General features: G+C 26.3%; 22 protein-coding genes. 20 read left to right on the top strand and 2 right to left on the bottom strand.

What is annotated here, in order from left to right; all coding sequences use genetic code 11:
• Nucleotide 1: 1 nt before the first annotated feature.
• From trpS to EIH23_RS06130, 8 genes are all read left to right on the top strand, one after another.
• The gene (gene trpS / locus EIH23_RS06165; RefSeq protein WP_122639351.1) at nt 2–1,018 is read left to right on the top strand and encodes a tryptophan--tRNA ligase; all 1,017 of its coding nucleotides are present in this window, start codon (nt 2–4) and stop codon (nt 1,016–1,018) included.
• 112 nt (nt 1,019–1,130) lie between these two features.
• Nucleotides 1,131–1,517 carry a tetratricopeptide repeat protein gene (locus EIH23_RS06160; protein WP_122639350.1) on the top strand — a complete coding sequence of 129 codons (387 nt, stop codon included), beginning with the start codon at nt 1,131–1,133 and terminating at the stop codon, nt 1,515–1,517.
• A gap of 123 nt (nt 1,518–1,640) precedes the next feature.
• Complete coding sequence (locus EIH23_RS06155) at nt 1,641–3,230, top strand: DUF4118 domain-containing protein (protein ID WP_243113335.1); 1,590 nt, start codon at nt 1,641–1,643, stop codon at nt 3,228–3,230.
• The gene (locus EIH23_RS06150; protein ID WP_122639349.1) at nt 3,230–3,931 is read left to right on the top strand and encodes a response regulator; all 702 of its coding nucleotides are present in this window, start codon (nt 3,230–3,232) and stop codon (nt 3,929–3,931) included. The genes EIH23_RS06155 and EIH23_RS06150 overlap by 1 nt, the downstream gene beginning before the upstream one ends.
• Nucleotides 3,932–4,050: 119 nt before the next feature.
• On the top strand, nt 4,051–4,512 hold the full coding sequence (locus EIH23_RS06145; RefSeq protein ID WP_122639348.1) for a potassium channel family protein: 462 nt from the start codon (nt 4,051–4,053) through the stop codon (nt 4,510–4,512).
• Nucleotides 4,513–5,175, top strand: a complete 663-nt coding sequence (locus tag EIH23_RS06140) for a potassium channel family protein (RefSeq protein ID WP_122639347.1) — start codon at nt 4,513–4,515, stop codon at nt 5,173–5,175. It begins immediately after the preceding gene.
• Nucleotides 5,176–5,179: 4 nt separating this feature from the next.
• Nucleotides 5,180–6,634 carry a TrkH family potassium uptake protein gene (locus EIH23_RS06135; RefSeq protein ID WP_122639346.1) on the top strand — a complete coding sequence of 485 codons (1,455 nt, stop codon included), beginning with the start codon at nt 5,180–5,182 and terminating at the stop codon, nt 6,632–6,634.
• Between the two features lie 95 nt (nt 6,635–6,729).
• On the top strand, nt 6,730–8,103 hold the full coding sequence (locus tag EIH23_RS06130) for a DUF3298 domain-containing protein (RefSeq protein WP_122639345.1): 1,374 nt from the start codon (nt 6,730–6,732) through the stop codon (nt 8,101–8,103).
• Nucleotides 8,104–8,163: 60 nt separating this feature from the next.
• Here EIH23_RS06130 and sleC read toward each other — a convergent pair whose 3' ends face one another.
• Nucleotides 8,164–9,438 carry a spore cortex-lytic germination protein SleC gene (gene sleC / locus EIH23_RS06125; protein ID WP_122639344.1) on the bottom strand — a complete coding sequence of 425 codons (1,275 nt, stop codon included), beginning with the start codon at nt 9,436–9,438 and terminating at the stop codon, nt 8,164–8,166.
• A 120-nt stretch (nt 9,439–9,558) separates the two neighbouring features.
• On the opposite strand from sleC, the gene EIH23_RS06120 reads away from it, so the two are divergent.
• The 10 genes from EIH23_RS06120 to EIH23_RS06080 all read left to right on the top strand — a co-directional run bounded on the left by EIH23_RS06120 (nt 9,559) and on the right by EIH23_RS06080 (nt 17,392).
• Entirely contained in the window at nt 9,559–10,293 is a 735-nt protein-coding gene (locus tag EIH23_RS06120) for a PrsW family intramembrane metalloprotease (RefSeq protein ID WP_122639343.1), read from the top strand.
• 70 nt (nt 10,294–10,363) lie between these two features.
• Nucleotides 10,364–11,164, top strand: coding sequence for a hypothetical protein (locus EIH23_RS06115; RefSeq protein WP_122639342.1), 801 nt, complete (start codon nt 10,364–10,366; stop codon nt 11,162–11,164).
• Between the two features lie 32 nt (nt 11,165–11,196).
• The gene (lepB, locus tag EIH23_RS06110) at nt 11,197–11,730 is read left to right on the top strand and encodes a signal peptidase I (RefSeq protein WP_122639341.1); all 534 of its coding nucleotides are present in this window, start codon (nt 11,197–11,199) and stop codon (nt 11,728–11,730) included.
• Between the two features lie 44 nt (nt 11,731–11,774).
• Entirely contained in the window at nt 11,775–12,308 is a 534-nt protein-coding gene (gene lepB, locus EIH23_RS06105; protein WP_122639340.1) for a signal peptidase I, read from the top strand.
• Between the two features lie 8 nt (nt 12,309–12,316).
• Complete coding sequence (locus EIH23_RS06100; RefSeq protein ID WP_243113334.1) at nt 12,317–12,853, top strand: hypothetical protein; 537 nt, start codon at nt 12,317–12,319, stop codon at nt 12,851–12,853.
• A gap of 43 nt (nt 12,854–12,896) precedes the next feature.
• Nucleotides 12,897–13,073 carry a hypothetical protein gene (locus EIH23_RS16525; RefSeq protein WP_243113333.1) on the top strand — a complete coding sequence of 59 codons (177 nt, stop codon included), beginning with the start codon at nt 12,897–12,899 and terminating at the stop codon, nt 13,071–13,073.
• A 41-nt stretch (nt 13,074–13,114) separates the two neighbouring features.
• On the top strand, nt 13,115–14,773 hold the full coding sequence (locus EIH23_RS06095) for a nucleoside kinase (protein ID WP_122639339.1): 1,659 nt from the start codon (nt 13,115–13,117) through the stop codon (nt 14,771–14,773).
• A 125-nt stretch (nt 14,774–14,898) separates the two neighbouring features.
• Nucleotides 14,899–15,816 (top strand): glutaminase A, encoded by a 918-nt coding sequence (glsA, locus tag EIH23_RS06090; protein ID WP_122639338.1) that lies wholly within the window; start codon nt 14,899–14,901, stop codon nt 15,814–15,816.
• Between the two features lie 81 nt (nt 15,817–15,897).
• Entirely contained in the window at nt 15,898–16,470 is a 573-nt protein-coding gene (locus EIH23_RS06085; protein ID WP_122639337.1) for an ArsR/SmtB family transcription factor, read from the top strand.
• 88 nt (nt 16,471–16,558) lie between these two features.
• Nucleotides 16,559–17,392, top strand: a complete 834-nt coding sequence (locus EIH23_RS06080; RefSeq protein ID WP_122639336.1) for a deoxyribonuclease IV — start codon at nt 16,559–16,561, stop codon at nt 17,390–17,392.
• A gap of 64 nt (nt 17,393–17,456) precedes the next feature.
• Here the strand turns inward: EIH23_RS06080 and EIH23_RS06075 are convergent, their stop codons facing one another.
• Nucleotides 17,457–17,861: a RusA family crossover junction endodeoxyribonuclease gene (locus EIH23_RS06075; RefSeq protein ID WP_122639335.1), complete on the bottom strand. Its 405-nt coding sequence runs from the start codon at nt 17,859–17,861 to the stop codon at nt 17,457–17,459.
• A gap of 63 nt (nt 17,862–17,924) precedes the next feature.
• Here EIH23_RS06075 and queG point away from each other — a divergent pair, with 63 nt between their 5' ends.
• Together queG and EIH23_RS06065 are read left to right on the top strand one after the other, a co-directional pair.
• Nucleotides 17,925–18,827 (top strand): tRNA epoxyqueuosine(34) reductase QueG, encoded by a 903-nt coding sequence (gene queG, locus EIH23_RS06070; protein WP_122639334.1) that lies wholly within the window; start codon nt 17,925–17,927, stop codon nt 18,825–18,827.
• Nucleotides 18,828–18,946: 119 nt separating this feature from the next.
• Complete coding sequence (locus tag EIH23_RS06065; RefSeq protein ID WP_122639333.1) at nt 18,947–21,184, top strand: Lon protease family protein; 2,238 nt, start codon at nt 18,947–18,949, stop codon at nt 21,182–21,184.
• Nucleotides 21,185–21,249 lie beyond the last annotated feature (65 nt).

The following is a 21,249-nucleotide window of genomic DNA, read 5'->3' as shown; positions in this document are numbered from 1 at the left end:
TATGAATAAAGAGGTTATATTAACAGGGGATAGACCTACAGGAAAATTACATTTAGGACACTACACAGGTTCATTAAAAAATAGAGTTGAGCTTCAAAATACAGATAAATATGAAATGTTTATAATGATAGCAGACCAACAAGCGTTAACTGATAATGCAAGAAATCCAGAGAAAATAAGAAATAACTTATTAGAAGTTTTATTAGATTACTTATCAGTTGGTATAGATCCAAGTAAATCAAATATATTTATACAATCTCAAATACCTGAACTTAATGAGTTAACAATGCACTATTTAAATTTAGTTACAGTATCTAGACTTGAAAGAAACCCAACTATAAAATATGAAATTAAACAAAGAAATTTTCAAGCGAGTATACCAGCAGGATTTCTTATATATCCAGTAAGTCAAGCAGCAGATATAACTGCATTTAAAGCTAGTATAGTTCCAGTTGGAGAAGATCAAGAGCCTATGATAGAGCAAACAAGGGAATTAGTTAGAAGTTTTAACTCTATATATGGGGAGATTCTTATAGAACCAAAAGGTATATATCCTAAGGGAAATGCAGCTAGAATGCCAGGGATTGATGGAAAATCTAAAATGAGTAAATCATTAGGTAATGCTATATACTTAAGTGATGATCCAGATACTATAAATAGCAAGGTTATGAATATGTACACGGACCCAAATCATATAAGGATTGAAGATCCAGGAAACATTAAAAATAATACAGTATTCACATATTTAGACATATTCTGTAAAGATAGAATATATCTAGAAGAATTAAAAGAAAATTATACAAGGGGTGGATTAGGTGATATAAAGGTAAAAAAATATCTAAATGAAGTACTACAATCACAGTTAGAGCCAATTAGGAATAGAAGAAAAGAATATGAAAAGGATAGAGACTATTTATATGAAATTTTAAAAGAAGGAAGTAATGTTGCAAGGAATGTAGCAACATATACTTTAAAAGAAGTCAGAGATGCTATAGGAGTAAATTACTTTAATATGTAATATATTAAAATTTAACAGAATCTTTATCCTATATTAATTATCTTAATACCATATTTATATAAGATTTTATAAGATATTAAGTATAAAAGATGATTAAAAAAGGAGCAATAATATGTTATCGTTTGAATATAAAATAAGTTATTATGAAGAAATGGATAAAGCAATAAATTACTTAAAAAAATATGATTACAAATTAGCTAAAAATCATATATATAATCTTATACTAGAAAATGATTCTAATCCAGAGGCTCATAATTTACTAGGTATTATGTATGAGCTACAAGGGAACTTAGATTTAGCAAGAAAACACTATAGAGCATCATATGATCTTGATCCAACATTCAAATCAGCAGATAAAAACCTACAAAGAATAACAAACTTTCGCTATAGTTTAAATATAGAAGATATAGACTACGGAGATAAAATTTATAGCAATGAAAGTGAGTTTTATAAAATAGAATATGATGAGAAAAACATAGGTCACTTAGTAAGAATATAGTCAAGTGCATGCTTCAATTCATATAAGTTAATATATGATTGAAGCATGCATTTTTACTTATATTGTGTTTTTATTAAATTATACATATAATTTAATAAAGTGGTTATAAGGAGGTATCTATATATGGATTTAGATGATATATATGATAGTGTTACAGAGAATAGCTATGCTTATAAAAAAAATAAACCTAAAAAATATATATTAGTAATAAATTTATTAAAAATTATACTTATTATGTCAATATCAACGCTTATAGCGTTGTTTTTTAAGCAAATTCAACTAAATGAATCGAGCATAATATTAGTCATCATACTAGGGGTTTTATTTTCCTCAAGTATAACAAACGGGTATTTATTTGGAATTTTATCATCTATACTTGGTGTATTGATATTTAATTTCTTTTTTACAGAACCATACTATACTTTTTTAGCATATAGAGCTGATTATCCAATAACTTTTTTTATTATGTTAATATCAGCTATAATAACAAGTACATTAACATCTAAAATAAAAAGGGAAGTAGAAAAATCTAATTTAAGAGAATATAAAATTAGACTGCTATATAAAAATAGTAAAAAATTATTAAAAGCAAAAAATAAATGTGAAATCATAGAAGTATGTAATAAAAGCTTAGTAGATATATTAGGTAAATCAGTTGCCACTTCTATAATTGATTCAGATGGGAACCTAAAAAAACCGGTTATATATGAATTTAAAGAAGAAGATGGACATAGTCTATTTCAATCACCTTTAGAAAAATGTTCATTTAAGGAAAGTTTTATATTAGGTAAAGAGACAGGAATAGGAACTGATTTATATCAAGATGCTTTGATATTCAACTACCCAATAAAAAGTAATGACAATGTCTTAGGGGTTATAGGGGTTGCATGTTTTAACAAGAAATCATTAACAGAAAATGAAAAGTTACTATTAAAATCAATTTGTAATCAAGTTATTATAGCGATTGAAAGAGAAGATTTGTATGAAAGAACAAAACAAGCAAATTTAGCTGTTGAAACAGAGAGACTAAGAAGTAATTTATTAAGATCTATATCACATGATTTAAGAACACCATTAGCTGGAATAATGGGGTCATCATCTGCTATGATAGAAAATTATGAGTCTATAGATGAAGTTACTAAAAAAGATCTTTTAAAAAATATCTATGATGATGCAAGTTGGCTAACAAGATCTGTTGAAAATATAATTAGTATAACTAAAGTGGATGAAGGAAGATTAGAGATCAAAAAAAACTTAGAAGTTGTTGAGGAAATAGTAGCAGAAGCGATTTCTATAGTTGAAAAATACTCTAAAAATCATAAGATTAATGTAGATATACCTGATGAAGTAATTATTTTAAATGTAGATGGATTATTAATAGAACAGGTACTGATAAATATAATTGATAATGCAATTAGATATACTCCAGATTATTCTGAAATAATAGTAAAGGTTATGAAAATAAATGATTATGTATACTTTGAAGTTGAGGATAATGGATATGGATTAAAGGACGAGGATATAGAATATATATTTGATAGATTTTATAGCAAAAATAATGGTAGGTCTTTAGATAAAAGAGGTGTGGGGTTAGGTTTATCTATATGTAAGTCTATAATAGAAGCTCATAATGGTGATATAGAAGCTTTTAATAATAGCTTAGGTGGAGCAACCTTTAGATTTAAGTTGCCTTGTGGAGGAGGAGAAGAATAATGAGTTTAAAGCCACTAATATTAATCGTAGAAGATGAAAAACCAATAAGTAAATTTATAAAAGTATCACTTGAGACACAAGGATATGAATGTATAGAAACACAAAGTGGAACTAATGCAATAAGTTTAGTTTATTCTATAAATCCAGATATAATAATTTTAGACTTAGGTCTACCAGATATAGATGGAACCGAGGTTATAAAGAAAATAAGAGATGTAACGTTATCAAACATAATAGTTGTATCTGCAAGAGAGCAAGAAAGAGAAAAAGTAAATGCACTTGATTTAGGTGCTGATGATTACTTAACAAAGCCATTTAGTGTTCCAGAGCTTTTGGCACGAATTAGAGTAGCTCTTAGACATAGGAGTATTAATAATATGGATAAAAATAAAGCTATAACTAAATTTGAAGTTAAAAACTTAAAAATTGATTTTGAAAAACATGAAGTAATTATAGATGATAATGAGATTCACTTAACTCCAATAGAATATAAACTAATGGAATTATTATGCAAAAATGCAGGTAAAGTACTTACACATAAATTCATAATTGATAAAGTTTGGGGAGGATATCTAGATACAGACACACAATCACTGAGAGTATTTATGGCAAATATAAGAAGAAAAATAGAAAAAAATCCAGCTAAACCTGAATATATAAAAACAGAGGTAGGAGTTGGATATAAGTTAATTGATGAATAAATAATCTTAATAAAATCTTTACATCAATATATATATCTTCACACAATCTTTATATCAAATTAATTATACTGTGAATATAAGTAATAGATAAATGAAATTTGATTAGAAGGTGATGTAAGATGAAGGATAGTTATTTTGAATATATAATAGTAGTAGGATGTAGCAGATTTGGTACTAATATAGCTACAACTTTATCACTAAGTGGTAAGGATGTTGTAATTATAGATATAGAAAACAATTCATTTAGAAAGCTATCAAAAAGTTATAGTGGATTTGAAATTATAGGAGATGCTACAGATATTAATGTACTTATTAACGCAGGAATAAAAAAAGCAACAATGTTAGTAGCAGCTACAAATGATGATGATGTTAATATAGCAGTATCCTTAATTGCTAAAAAGGTATTTAATGTAAATAAAGTTATATCAAGACTATACGATTCTGAAAAAGAAGTTGCATATAAAGATACAAATATAAGTTTAATTGAACCTATTACTTTAACTATAAATGAGTTTGAAAAATTAATACAAATGGATGAAAGTGAAACTAATGTATTAACAAAAAGAGTAGGTGTTTGTTAAATGAAAATTGTAATTGTAGGTGGAAGAAAAAAAACTGAATTTTTATTAAAGTCGCTTTTAAATAAGAAGCATAAAGTTTCTGTTGTAAATAAAGATTATGAATATTGTAAGTTTCTTAGTGAGAATTATAATTGCGATGTTATTTGTGGAGATGGAAGTAAAAGTTATATTTTAGAGGAATCGGGGATTAAGAGTTGTGATGTACTAATAGCGATAACATCGAAGGATGCAAGTAATTTGACAATATGTAAATTAGCTAAGAATATATATAATGTCAAAAAAGTATTCTCAGTAGTTTCAAATCCACAAAATGTAGAGGTATTTAAATTATTAGGTGTTAACGATGTAATAAGTGCGACATATATAGTATCAGATATTATTGAACAAATGGCTATGGTAGATGATATATATAACTTTATTCCTATAAATAATAGTAAAATTAATATTTTAGAAATTGGGGTAAAAGATAGTTATAATATATGTAATAAATATATAAGTGAAATTAATTTACCACAAAAATCTATAATAGGGTGCATTATAAGAGGTTCAAATAGTATTATTCCAAATGGTAGTACGAAAATAATTCCATATGATAAGCTTATAATACTTTGTGATGAAAATATACAAGATGACGTTATAAAAAATGTGAGTGAAGGTAAGTAGCACTATGGTTTTAAAAAAAATAAATGATTTTAAAGGAGTACTTTATTGTATTGGTATTTTAAGCTTTATAGTAGGATTAATACTATTACTACCACTTTTGATATTACCTTTTTACCCTGATGAAGTAAAATATATATTTGATTTTATTATACCGTCATTAATATCTATTTTATTAGGATGCATACTTAATAAGATATCAAAACATAATAAAGAAACAACATTATCAGTAGGAGAAGATGCCTTAATAGTAGTACTAGGTTGGATATTAGCAACTGTATTATGTGCAATACCATTTATATTAGGTCAAAAATTAAATTTTACTCAAGCATTTTTTGAGTCTGTAAGTGGATGGACAACAACAGGATTATCTGTTATAAATGTAGAATCAACTCCTAAGATATTTCTTATTTTTAGAAGTATAATGCAGTTTTTTGGTGGAGTAGGAATCATACTAGTTATGCTTTCTGCCTTATCATCATTATTTGGAATGAGTCTTTATAATTCTGAAGGGCATACAGATAAGTTACTTCCTAACCTAGTAAAGTCATCAAGAATTATAATTTCAATGTATCTGGGATATATAATTTCAGGGACTATATTATATGTTTTGTTTGGTATGCCTTTATTTGATGCAATAAACCATGCTATAGGTTCTTTATCTACAGGTGGTTTTTCAGTTAAATCAGAAAGTATAGGATTTTATAATAATGTTCATATAGAATTAATAACTATTATTTTAATGATTCTTGGAACTACTAGTTTTGCAACTCATTTATTGATAATAAATGGAAAGTTTAAAAAAGTAATAAAGATTGGTGAAATTAGGTTTATGTTTTTAATTTTAGGTATAGCTATACCTTTAGTTGCATTTATATCACTAAGATATATATATTCTGATATAAATAAATTAATTAGAGTATCAGTATTTGAAACTGTATCAGCACTATCAACAACAGGATATTCTACAGTTAGTTATAATAGATGGCCATCATTTGCGATTTTTATTATGATTATATTGATGCTTATTGGTGGAGGTTCAGGATCAACCTCTGGTGGTATAAAGCTGTATAGAGTATATTTAATATTAAAACAAATTTTTTGGAATATAAAAAGACGATTATTGCCTGAACATATGGTTTATAGTAATTATGTATATAAACCAGAGGGCAAGCATTTTATAAATAAAGAAAATATGATGGAAGTTTATAATTATATCACTTTATATTTATTCATATTTATCTTTGGTGTAGGAGTTATGCTTGCATATAATTATCCTTTGGAAGATGCAATGTTTGAATTTTCATCTGCATTAGGTACAGTTGGGCTATCTATAGGGATAACTAGTGCATCAGCTCCACCTATTGTATTATGGACAGAAATTATAGGGATGCTATTTGGAAGATTAGAAATAGTAGTAATATTGATAGCTATAGTAAAGATAATTAAAGGATTTAAATAACTATAAATTTAGTTATTTAAATCCTTATTTTAATGGATAAAAACACTTAAAAAGTCTAAATATAATTAGAAGAGTTATATTTAGGAGGAAGTTTAATGAAAGTAGCTAAGAACTGGATTAAGCCAATTGTATTTTTGGCTATTGGAATTTTAATTATAATTACTGTTAAGTCAGGAGATATATTCATATTGAAAAAAGAAGTAAAAACTAGTATTGGAGAGTATCTAAAGGTTATAAAGGTAACTGAAGAGAAAATGACAATAAAAGATAAATACATATTTATAGATGCAAAAACACCAAAAATTCACTATGAAAATGATGAAGTAGAAAGATATATAAATTCATATATAAGAAAAGATATTAATGAGTATATTAATCATCAGAGACAGCTAAGTAATATCAATAAGAGTAAATCTAAAGTAAATATTGATATAAACTATCATGTAGTTTATGAAGATGAAAATTTAATAAATATAATAATTTATAAAAATATAAATTTTAATAAAAATGAATTTAAATTAGAAAAAGATAGTTATGTATTTGATTTAAAAACAGGTCAAAGAATATACTTGGATAACTTTTTGAAAGATAATGAAGATTATCAAGAAGTAATAGAAAGGTATATCGAAAAAAGCTTAAAAAGTGGAGATTTGAAAAAATATAAGAATAAAATTAAAATAGATAAAAATACAAATTTTTATATAGGAGATGATGGTATAAATATCTATTTTAATCCATATAAAGAAAGTAATACTAGAGGAGAATTTGAATTTAAGATACCTCTTGGTATTTTTAAATCTAAAATAAGAATGATAAAAACAGATGAAATAGTGGCTAATATAGAAACTCAAACTATAAATAAAAATGATAAATATATTAATAGTATAATAAATATTCCTATAGTTATGACTGAGAATAAGGCAGTAGAAAAAAAGATAAATGATATACTTAGAAATGAGATAATGAACTTTTATAATCAATCTATAGAAGAAGCTAAATCATATCTAAGTAATTATCCAGAAGCAGATAATAAATTTATAGCAAATACAAATTTTGAAGTAAAGAAAAATAGTAATAATATGCTTAGTATAGTGGTGACTTATTATAAGTATAGTGGAGGAGCTCATGGAGATTATAATAATATCGCATATAATGTATATATGAAAAATGGTCAACTTTTAAATTTAAATGATCTGTTTAAAAAAGATACAGATTATAAAGGTATAATAAATAATGAAATAAGAAATCAAATAGAAAATTTAGTAAAACAAGATAAAGATAATTTAGGTATATATCAGTTTACATCTATAAAAGATAATCAGAAATTTTATATACAGGATGATAATATAGTTGTATTTTTTGATCTATATGAAATAGCACCTTATGCAGCAGGTATACCAGAGTTTAGAATTAATAAAGACATATTCAATCATATACTAAAGGATGAGTATGTAGACATATTTAAATAATTAAGCTTAATAAATAAAATGACTATATATTACTTTATTAATATATAGTCATTTTATTTATTAAATAGTAGGATTCAGTGAAGCTATTTTTGTAACTGCAACATAAATTCTTGATAATTCGTACCATGTTTTAAAGTCTACAATTCCATTTTGAGGTAATCCGAATATACCTTGGAATGTTCTTACTGCCTCTGCAGTACTTTCTCCATAAATACCGTCTTCTTTAACTTTAGGTATAGCAGGATAAGACCTTGATATAGCATTAAGTTGATTTTGTATCGTTCTTACATACTTATTGTTAGATCCAATTTGCAAAGTTTCATTAGGGTAAGATACAGGAACACCACTTACAACAGGAGCTTGATCAAATACAATTTCATCTCCATAAAAATATCTTAGAATACCTTCATAGCTGTATCCTTGGTCTCCTAAGTCTTTACTACCCCATTGAGTCATCTGGTTTGGACATTGTGATTTTTGACCATCACAATATTGTGCTAAAAGTGGCTGTCTGGAAGTTGGAGGTCTTTTTATAAATGTATTAAAAATATCATCTACAACTACACTTATAGTGTCAAAAAAGTTTCTATTATAAATAAACTTATGATCATAAGCTGTGGAAGATGTTATCGTATATGAATAACCCTTACTTCTATACCATTCTGTATAAACCCTATTTAATGTAAATGAAATTATGGCAATTACATTGGCATAAATTGTTTGTTCTGGCCATGTTGAATAAATTTCTGATGAAGCAACATTTTTTATATACTCTTTAAAAGGTATCCAATAATTCGGAGCAGACGTATTTTCAGGAAGCCCATCATGAACAACTATAAATTCTGGAACTACAGGATTATCTAAAACAACAAATCCAGTAGGTGCAGGCAGAGGTTTTAAATCACTTTCTGGGATTTTAGGAGGAAAATCACCCCATAACGTATTAGGAGGTATATAAAATACTACCTCATTTTGTCTAGAATATGAACCACGAGATCTTTGTCTTGCACTAATTGGAACTCCTTGTCTAGACTCGATAGTAGGAAATAATTGAGTCCCATTTATAATTACAGTTTCATATCCATCCGCTATGACTTCTACAGTATAAGTACTGTAAGGTTTAACATCTGAAGGTTGTTGTGAGTAAGCAATATCTGGAGCAGGTAGTGATAAATTAGTTACTTGACCAGAAATATTACTTTTTAAATTACTATATATAATTGTTTGACTTTCTGAACTATTTTCAGGAATAGAGTATATATTTATAGTAGCACCTTCTATGGGACGATTTGTTGTGGAATCAGTAACACTAACAGTTAAAAAACCATCTTGCATATAATCACCCTTTCTTTAGAGAGATTTAATCCTTATTATATTTTATTCTATGAAGTAAATCTTATTTTGTTAAGGAAATGGAAATAATAATAAATAAAATAAATAGAAAGGGAAAATGTAATGAAGATAAGAGTTTTAATATTGGCGATATCACCTGTGTTAGCCTGTTTAATTTGGATTTATTTAAAAGATAGATATGATAAAGAGCCTATAATTATACTAATCAAATACTTTATATTAGGTATTGTCACAAGTATATTAGGAATAGGCATTGAACGATTATTAATAAATATTAATATATTAGATGGAATTGATTTTATATTTTACATATCATTTGTAGTAGCAGGGCTTACAGAAGAGTCTTTAAAAGCATTGATATTAATACCAAGTTTATTAAAAGAGAAGTATTTTAATGAAAAATTAGATGGAATAATATATTCTGTATTTTTATCTTTAGGATTTGCAACTATTGAAAATATAATATATATATTGTATGAAAATGAATCATTAATTTTACAAGTTAGTTTAAGTAGAGCTATTATTTCTATCCCAGCACACATAATGTTTGCTATTACAATGGGATATTATATAGGAAAATATAAATTTGAAGAAAATCAGATTAAAAAAAGACAGTATCTTATGATGTCGGTATTAGTACCTATATTTATTCATGGTGTTTTTGATTTTATATTAATGATAAGATATAAATGGTCAATATCAGTATTTGTAGCTTATTTAGTATTGCTTTGGAAAATAAATCTAGATAAGCTAGATAGATATATGGAGCTATCTAAAATTAGATTTTTAAAATATATAAAAATAAGACAAAAAAAAATTAGACAGAGAAGAAAATAGCAATTTATTAATAAAATATATAATCTCGATAAATACTAAAAATAACACGGTATTTTTAGGAGGTAAATTTATGTACTCTATGGATAAAACTCAAGAATATGTAATCGCTAAATTTTTAGAAAGATATGATTACGGAGGAGTTTTAGAGATTTTAGAAGAATGTGGAATAGAAGAGGGAGATTTATATTTATTGATTAAGTCATGTAAATATGCTGTTAATTTTGATTTTAAAAGTGCCTTGAGTATTTTGGAGTCTATAGATTTTCAAATATTATCAAGAGGAGATGTTCAATTTTTAATTACTAATCTAGAAAATTTAATAGCTGGAGAACCTGAAGACATAATGTCAGAGCTAATAGCAAATATAAAAATCCAAATAGTTAACGAGGAATATATAGATTTTTTAGGAAGATTGTATAGATTAAAGGAAGCATTATTTAAATATATTTTTGTAAACACAAAAGAAAATAAAAAATATAAAGTATGTATGCATGGGAGAATGGTATCGAAGAAAAATATTCTATACACTTTAAAAAAGAAGTATAATATATATAATGCTAACTTAATTCATGGTGTAACAAACTACATACACAGATATGTAAGACAAACAAAAAGAATGGATAGGGTTTTAGAAATTTTAAATGGAGAGAAGCTTGAAAATTTAATAAAACTTAGAAATGATAGCCTTGTAGGTCATGGATTTAAAGGAGTAAGCAAAGAAGATATTGAATATATATATGGGAATCCGATGGAAGTTACAAAAGATTTAGTAAAGGCCTGTGAGTTACTTGATTTAGGAATAAACATAGATAAATACGACCATATTAATGAAATAGCAATACAATTAATCGGTAACTATTCTAATTATTAGTTTGAAATTGTGTTTTAGGGGAGAGGATATGGGTGTCAAAGTTATTAAAAGATACGGTATTTGAATGGGTTAAAATTATTTTAACAGCTATTGTGATTGCAATTATTATAACTCAATTTATAAGACCTACCCTAGTTAGAGGGGAATCAATGTATCCGACATTAGAAGAAAATGACTATTTAATTATAAGTAAAATTTCTTATAAAATAAAATCACCAAAAACTGGTGATATAATAGTTTTTAAAACTAACTTACTTCAAGAGGACGGGACTCATAAGGATTTAGTTAAAAGAGTTATAGCAACAGAAGGAAATCATTTAGTTATAAAAGATTCTAAAGTTTATGTAGATTATAAACTACTTGATGAACCATATATTCATAATCAATATACAACTGGAGATATAGATATTATAATTCCAGAAAATAAGATATTTGCTATGGGGGATAATAGAGAAAAAAGTTTAGATAGTAGATATGAAGAAGTAGGGCTTGTAGATGAAAGTGATGTAATAGGCAAGGTTACTGTAAGACTATATCCTTTTGATAAAATAGGAATAGTTAAATAAAATAATAGAAATTCATTCTAAGTAAAAGACATAGGAGAGATAAAATGAGTGACAAATTAAAAAAAGAAATAATTGATTGGGTGAAAACTATAGCAGTTTCACTAGTATTAGCATTTTTAATTGTTCAAGTTGTTAAGCCAACAATTGTAAGTGGAGAATCTATGTATCCAACATTAAATGATAAAGATTACTTAATTTTAAATAGATTATCATATAAATTTGGAGATATACAAAGAGAAGATATAATAGTTTTTAAAACTGATTTAAAACAGGATAATGGAAAAGAAAAGGATTTAATAAAAAGAGTTATAGCTATACCTGGTGACCATTTAGTTATAAAAGATTCTCAAGTTTATTTAAATGGAGAATTGCTAGAAGAAGAATACATACATAATGCATATACATCAGGTGATATAGATATAACTATACCAGATGAAAAAATATTTGTAATGGGAGATAATAGAGAAAATAGTAAAGACTCTAGATCAGAAGAAGTAGGTCTTGTTGATGAAGAAGATATTTTAGGTGAGGTTATGATCAGATTACTTCCTTTAAATGAAATTGGTTCAGTAAAATAGGTGATAATATGAAAATTGGAATATCTGCTCTTTTATTTAATATAAATGAAGCTTTAGATATTTGTAAAAATAATAAAGATATAAATCATATAGAAATTGGAATTGATAACTTAGAAGAATGTGATCAATTATTAAGTTATATGAATGAATTTGAAAAATTAGATATATCTATAGGAATTCATCTTCCTATGGAACTTAATACTTGTGAAAATATTAAATATATAAGACATTCATGGATAGAATTTATCAATAAAATAAATGAAAAAATAAATATATTAAATATAAAATACTTCAATTTACATCTAGGATATGCAATGACAAGTAGATTAAGAAGAAGTAGAGAGTCATATTTAGATAATTGTATAGAGTTTTTTGATAATGATAAATTAGATAAAAATATTACTATAACAATAGAAAATACATATTCTAAATATGGTGATTTTTCAAATATTGGAGACAATGTTAAAGATTTTGAGTATATATTTAATGGTGTTAAAAATAAGAATATATATTTTGTTATGATACAGGTCATTTTCTATAAATAGAGATGATTATATAAATAAATTAAGCAAAATAGAGATAGTTCATTTGAGTGATAATGATGGAAAAAAAGACAGCCATATTGGTATAGGAAAAGGAATCTTACCTGAGGAGCATATAAAATCAATTATAGAAAAAAATGTAAAGTACTTGATTTTGGAAATGAATTACATGGATATTGAAGATACACTAAGAATTTTAAAAGCGTATAAAAAGAGGTATTAATACCTCTTTTTCCTATATATAAAAAAGAAGGGAGAAAGATCATGGGGAAATTAAATTTAAATATAAATGGTAAAGTTAAGAGTTATTTTATTGAGGATAATAGTGGAATAAAGTTGGAAGATATAGCAAAAGAAAATGAATCAGATGGGATTATAACTTTAGCACTTATAGATAATAAGTTAAAAGAGTTAAATTATGTTGTAAAGGAAGAGTGTAGTATAAAATTTTTAGATACTACGAATATAGATGGAGGTAGAGTATACTCTAGGGTTTTAAACTTCATATTTATAATGGCTTGTAATGAGTTATTTAAGGACAAAAGAGTTACTATAGAACATTCATTAGCTAATGGATTATATTGTGAAGTTCATATAGGAAGAAGATTAAATGATGTTGATATAGATAATATAAAGAATAAAATGAAAGAAATTATTGATAATAATTATAAAATAGAAAAGATAAGTACAACAAAAGAAAAAGCGATATCTATATTTGAAGAATATAACATGATAGATAAAGCAGAACTATTAAAGTACAAAGAATATAATGATGTGAAAATATATAAATGCAATGATTATATAGATCATTTTTATGGACATATGTTACCATCAACAGGGTATATAAGAACATTTGATTTAAAATTATATAAAAATGGAGTAATAATCTTAGGTCCAAGTAATACTAATAAGAATATTCCTAAGGAATTTAAACCTCAACCTAAGTTAGCAAATATATATCATGAATCTGAGATATGGTCTCAACTTATTGGAGTTGAAAAAGTTCTAAATTTAAATAAAATAATAGAAAATAAAGAATATGGTGATGTAATAAGAACTGTAGAAGCACTGCATGAAAAGAAGTTATCGCAAATTGCAGATATAATTCAATTACAGAAAAAAAGGATTGTACTAATTGCAGCGCCATCATCATCAGGGAAAACTAGTTTTGCACATAGATTATGTATACATCTTAGAGTGAATAATCTAAAGCCAGTAACTATATCACTTGATAATTATTTTGTAGATAGAGATCTTACACCATTAGATGAATATGGAAATTATGATTTTGAATCAATTTATGCTATTAACCTAGAACAGTTTAATAAAGATTTAAAAGATTTGTTAGAAGGTAAAGAGGTTTGCATACCTAAATTTGATTTTAAATTAGGTAAACAAGTTAAATCTAATAAAAAGCTAAAAATAGATAAAGATCAGCCTATAATATTAGAAGGTATACATGGTTTAAATCCAATGCTAACATCATCTATAGATAATAATGAGAAATTCAAGATATATCTGAGTGCTCTTACTCAAGTAAATTTAGATGATCATAATAGAATACCTACTACAGATTTAAGGCTAATAAGAAGAATAGTAAGAGATTATAATTTTAGGGGTTATAGTGCAGAAACTACAATTTTAAATTGGAGTTCAGTAAGACGTGGTGAAGAAAAGAATATATTTCCTTATCAAGAAGAAGCCGATATTATATTTAACTCAGCTTGCTTATATGAGTTAGCTGTGCTAAAAAAATATGCTAAGCCTTTATTAGAAGAAATAAAAGATGATAGTAGTGCATACATTGAAGCAAATAGGTTATTAAAGTTTCTTCAATATTTTGTAGAGTTAGATGATATATCAGATATACCTTCAATATCAATATTAAGAGAATTTATAGGTGGAAGTAAAATCGTAGATTAGAGAATTAAGGGCTGTTTAAAAATACATTAAATTTATTTTTAGGCATGCCTTTTTGTATTATAATATATAGTATATAAAAAACAAAGTGACGGTATAATGAAGACAGAGGAGGAAGTTATATACTAATGGAAAATTTATTAAATCACATTATAAAAACAAATAAGAAGTATGCAAATTACGGACAGGTAGCAAGTTATATACCTGAATTAAGAAAATCAAATGCCGAAGACTTAGGTATTTGTATAATAGATAAAAATAATAAAATATATTGTGCAGGAGATTATAAAACTAAATTTACAATACAAAGTGTTTCAAAAACTATAATACTAGCTATGGCATTAATGGATAATGATTGGTCTTACGTTTTTTCTAAGGTTGGTATGGAGCCAAGTGGAGATCCATTTAATTCAATAATGAAGTTAGAAACAGATGATACAACTAAACCTTGTAATCCAATGATAAATGCAGGAGCTATAGTAACTACATCTTTAATTAAGGGAGATTCATTAAAGGAAAAAGAAGAAAGAATGTTATCATTCTTTAGAAAAATATCTAAAAATGAAAATTTAAATATTAATAAAGCTGTATATGAATCAGAGAAGCTTACAGGTGATAGAAATAGAGCAATGGCTTATTTATTAAAAAATGATGGAGTAATAGCTGGAGATGTTGATGAAATACTTGATTTATACTTCAAACAGTGCTCTATAGAGGTTGATGCAGTTGATTTAGCAAGAATAGGGCTTCTATTTGCTAACTATGGTGTAGATATAGAAACAGGTGAGCGTGTACTAAGTGAAAGTGTATCTAGAATGGTGAAGACATTCATGGTTACTTGTGGGATGTATGATTCATCTGGAGAATTTGCAATAAAAGTTGGGATACCTGCAAAATCAGGTGTAGGTGGAGGAGTAATGGCATCTGTACCAAAAAAAATGGGGATAGGTGTTTACGGGCCATCACTAGATAAAAAGGGGAATAGTATAGCTGGAATTAAAGTTCTAGAAGACTTATCTAAACAATTAGAACTAAGTATATTTTAATATATAGAATTTTTTGACAATTGTATACACTTCATATATAATTAGAATATAATAAAATAATTTTTTTTTAGGGGTGGGGGAATGAAAGAATTACTTGTGCTACGAGATTTAGAATGTATAAAGGCAATAGCACATCCTCGTAGAATAGACATTCTAAAAGCATTTGGGAAAGAGCCATTATCAGCCAAGCAATTGTCAGAAATGTTAGATGAGCCTCATGCAAAGATTAACTATCACATAAAAACTCTATATAAAGTTGGAATATTAGAGTTAGTAGAAGAAAAGATAAAGTCCGGAATTGTTGAAAAATACTATTATCCAACTGCTAAAAATATAATAGTTGGCAAAAAAGTTATTGACTTTTCATTAGATAATATATGGGATAATGAAGAGAAAGATATTTGTGTATCTAAATTTGAAAATATGAGTGAATTTTTTTATAAAGCAGCGGAGGATGAAATACTTGGGTCTAATAACGTGATAGATTATGATAATGTGTGTTTCACAGAAAATGAGATCGAAGAAATAAATAATGCTATAAAAATAAAAATAGACGAGATAGTAAGTAAAAAATCTGAAAATGATTCAGAAATAGAGTATAATATAGCTTTAGTAAGTATACCTATAGCTAAAAAAGAAGAATATAGTTTATAATAAGTATCAACATTAGTTGATACTTATTTTTTTGGGTATAATGAATTTATATAGAATTAATCTTTATTAAATATTAAGGAGGAGACTCATGTTTGTAATAGGACCACATATTTCAATATCGAAGGGGTTTGCCAAAGCAGCAGAATCTGCTGTTAATATGGATGCAAATACATTTCAATTTTTTACTAGAAATCCAAGAGGAGGTAATGCAAAAGCTTTTGATGAGAAAGATATAGCTAAATTCCAAAAGATAAGAGAAGAAAATAATTTTGGACCATTATTAGCTCATGCTCCATATACTATGAATTTAGGCGGAGCAAAAGATGATGTATATGAATTTGCAAGAAGAGTTATAAAAGAAGATATAGAAAGAATGAACTATTTAGGTATAGAGTATATGTGTTTTCATCCAGGCAGTCATGTAGGTGGAGGCATAGACTTTGGTATAGATAGGATAATAAAAGGATTAAATGAAGCTATAACAGGAAATGAAACATTAACTATTCTTTTAGAGACTATGTCTGGTAAAGGGACTGAAATAGGATTTAAATTTGAACAATTAAAAAAAATTATAGATGGTGTGGAGCATAATGAAAGACTAGGAATATGCTTAGATACATGCCATATATTTTCTGCAGGGTATGATATAGTAAATAGCTTAGAGGATGTATTAGATGAATTTGATAGAATAATAGGATTAGATAAACTAAAAGCTATTCATTTAAATGATAGTTTGATGCCATTTGGAGATAAAAAAGATAGACATGCTCCATTGGGAGAAGGTAAGATTGGGTTAGAAGCTATAGTTAATATAATGACACATCCAAAATTAAAAGATTTACCATTTTTCTTAGAAACTCCTTTTGATGAAGAAGGACATAAAAGAGAAATAAAAATGGTAAGAGAAATAGTAAATAGTTAATAAAATAGGAAGTATATAAAGAGTGATTTATTAGAATCTAACTTGATATACTTCCTAATTATTATTACTTTTTGGAAATAGTATAAGAAACATCGTATTCAGCGACTGGATAAAGTTCGATTTCAACTCTAGGATTTTCTTTATCGATGAAATCGAATAATAGTACAGGTTTTAACTGCTTATCATTTTTTATTATTCCGCTTTTTTCTATACCATCACATATACTTTTTGGGTAATTGTGTAAATCTCCCATTTTTTTATTAGGGAAATAAAGTTTTAAAACTAATATCAAATCTTCTTCAATAGTTTCGCCAAGGTATTGCTGGTTTATATATCCTGCAATCATATTTTCATATGCTAAATACTTTGAGTGTTTACCTGTTGAAGGCATCCATGCTTGACCATGTATGTTATGAAGTTTAAAATTTGATTTACTTATTGGTCTACCTGGTATTGTTAATTTAATCAAAATATCACATCCTTACGATTAGTAATTATAAATGTAAATATAAATTAATGAAAGGAAGATTTTATGAATAAAGAGAAATTAAAAGATTTTTGTAAAGGATTAGGATTGAAATGTGTAGGAATTTCAGGGGTTGGACCCTATAATGATTTAGAAAAGGTAATAAAAAATAAATTGGCAAATGGATATTTTACAGGAATGGAGGAACCATTAATTGAAAAGAGAATAAATCCTAAGCTTATTATGGATAACGCAAAATCAATTATAGTATGTGCATTTCCATATTATACAGGAGAAAAAGAAGGTTCAAATTTATCTAAATATTGCTATGGAAAAGATTATCATATAGTTGCTAAAAAATATTTACAAGAGATATGTGATTATTTAAATGGTGAAGTAAATAACTTTGAATATAAGATTTTTGTTGATAATGGCCCTCTAGTAGATCGATATTTGGCATATTTATCAGGGATAGGTTATTTTGGTATAAATAATAACATAATAACAGATGAATATGGTTCATATGTCTTTATAGGTTATATTGTGAATAATTATGAGTTTTATGCAGATGAGCCGTTACCTAAAACATGTATAAAATGCAATAAATGTGTAAAATATTGTCCGGGAAATGCTATATTAGGAAATTATGAACTAAATCCAAAAAGATGTTTATCATATATAACTCAAAAGAAAGAAGAATTATCAGAAGAAGAGGAAATGTTATTAAGAGATAATGAGAAAGTATTTGGTTGTGATATATGCCAGGATATATGTCCACATAATAGTAATATACAAAAAACTAATATAAGAGAATTTATAGATAATCAAATTACTAATTTAAATTATGAAGAAATAAATAATATTTCTAATAAAGAATTTAAAAGAAGATATGGAGATAGAGCCTTTAGTTGGAGAGGTAAAAAAATAATACAAAGAAATATTGAAATAATTTTAAAGGAGCCTAAATAAAATATAAAAAGGCTTCTTTTTTATATTGGAAAAAATAAGAAGTATAATACATATAATTTAATATCCTAAGATATGGTGATAAATATTAAATTATTTATATATAAGGGAAAGGGGGAAATATGCAAAAATTTAATAACACATCTGAAATAGAAGAATTAGATGAAATACTAGGTCAAGAAAGAGCAATAGAAGCTATGGAAGTGGGGCTTAAAATAGACAATTCAGCTTATAACATATATGTATCAGGACATTCAGGAACAGGGAAATCAACATATACATTAAAAGCATTAAATAAATATGCCAATGGAAATACAAAACATAAAGACTGGTGTTATGTGCATAACTTCGAACATCCTAGAGAACCTATAGCTATAGGATTAAAAATAGGTCAAGGAAAGGTATTTAAAAAAGATATAGAAAAGCTTATAGAGGCTTTATTGGATGAATTAAAAGATGCCTTTGAAAGTGAGGATTATGAATTAGGTAAAAATCAATTATTGGAAAGTTACGATATAGAAAAAGAAGCTCTTTTAAAAGAAATCAAAAAATATGGCGAGGATAGAGGATTTAAATTAAAAAATAGTAGAATAGGTATGGTATTTGTACCATTGAAAGAAGACTATGAAGATGAAGTATCAGATGAAGAGTTTTATAAAACTAAAAGAGATCTAGAACATATGGCAATTCAAACTGTATATAAAATAAGAGATATAGAAGATGAAGCAAAAGAAGCACTTTTAGAATTAGAGGAGGAAATAGGAAGATTTATAATAGATCCACATATAGAAGAATTAAGCAAAAAGTATGAAGATTATGAAAAAGTGCAACAATATTTAAAAAATATAAGAGAGGATATATTGGAAAATATCTTTTTATTTTACTTGGATGAAGAAGAATTAAAAGATAAGATTGATAAAGATCATTTTTTAAAATATAGAGTAAATTTACTTGTAGATAATGATAGTGATAAAACTAAATTATCTGCACCGATAGTAGTAGAAACTAATCCAAGTCCAGCTAATTTATTTGGAAAAATAGAATATGATTACTATAATGGAAACTTAAAAACTGACTTTACAAAGATAATTCCAGGAGCTGTACACAAAGCAAATGGTGGGTACTTAGTTCTATATGCAGAGCAACTACTTAGATATGCTTTATCATGGGATATGTTGAAAAGAACGATACAGTCTAAAAAGATAACAATAGATACTAATACCGCTATAAATCCGGAAAGTATCCCAGTCGATATAAAAGTAATTTTAATAGGTAGTAATTATGTATATAATGTTTTATACAATTATGATAGTGATTTTAGTAAATATTTTAAAATATTTGTTGATTTTGATAGTGAAATGAATAAAAGTGAAAATAATGAAATGGGAATAGCAAGATTTATAGCACTTCAATGCAAGAAAAATAATTTAAAGCATTTCACATATGATGCAGTTCAAGAAGTTATAAATTTTAGTACTAGATTATCAGGAGATGTAGATAAATTATCTACTGAGTTTAATAAAATTATGGAAGTTGTAGTAGAAGGTAATGCATATTCTCAAGAAAATAATTCTGAGTTTGTGGAGAAAGAGGATGTGAAAAGAGCTATAAAAGAAAGAAGAAAAAGATTAAATAAAATAGAATGTAAGTTAGATGAGTCAATGGAAAATGGATTTACATTAATTGATACAACAGGAAGTAGAGTTGGAGTTATAAATGGATTATCTGTATTAAGTACAGGTGAGTATTCATTTGGTAGACCATCTAGGATTACAGTAACAACAAGTGTAGGAAGTAAAGGTGTAATTAATATAGAAAGAGAAGTAAAAATGAGTGGATCTATACATGATAAAGGTGTAATGATTTTATCAGGATATTTATCTGAAAACTTTGCACAAGAATCTCCATTATCAATGAATGCATCTATATGTTTTGAACAAAGTTATGGAGGTGTTGATGGAGATAGTGCATCAGGAGCAGAGTTATACGCGATTTTATCGTCTTTATCAGGAATACCTTTGAAACAAAATATTGCAGCAACCGGTTCTATAAATCAAAAAGGGGAGATTCAAGTAGTTGGTGGAATTACGGAAAAAATAGAAGGTTTTTATTTTACATGTAAGCAAAAAGGATTAACAGGTATTCAAGGTGTTATAATTCCGCAAAATAATAGTAGAAATATAGTATTGTCAGATGAAGTAACAGATGCAGTTAATAAAGGATTATTTCATATATATACAGTTAATAATGTTGAGGAAGCAATGGAGATACTTACAGATGTGAATTTTAATAAAATTAAAGAATTAGTTAAAAATCGTTTAGATAGCTTTAATCAAATAAGAAATTCAGTAAATAAATGATTTATACTGTAAAATTAAGGGTAATATATAAAATAAAAAAGCAGGAACTGTAAAGTTTTTGCTTT

Source organism: Romboutsia sp. Marseille-P6047, assembly GCF_900604535.1.
In the GTDB taxonomy this organism is placed as follows: domain Bacteria; phylum Bacillota; class Clostridia; order Peptostreptococcales; family Peptostreptococcaceae; genus Romboutsia_E.
This window is presented reverse-complemented; position numbering and strand designations above follow the sequence as displayed.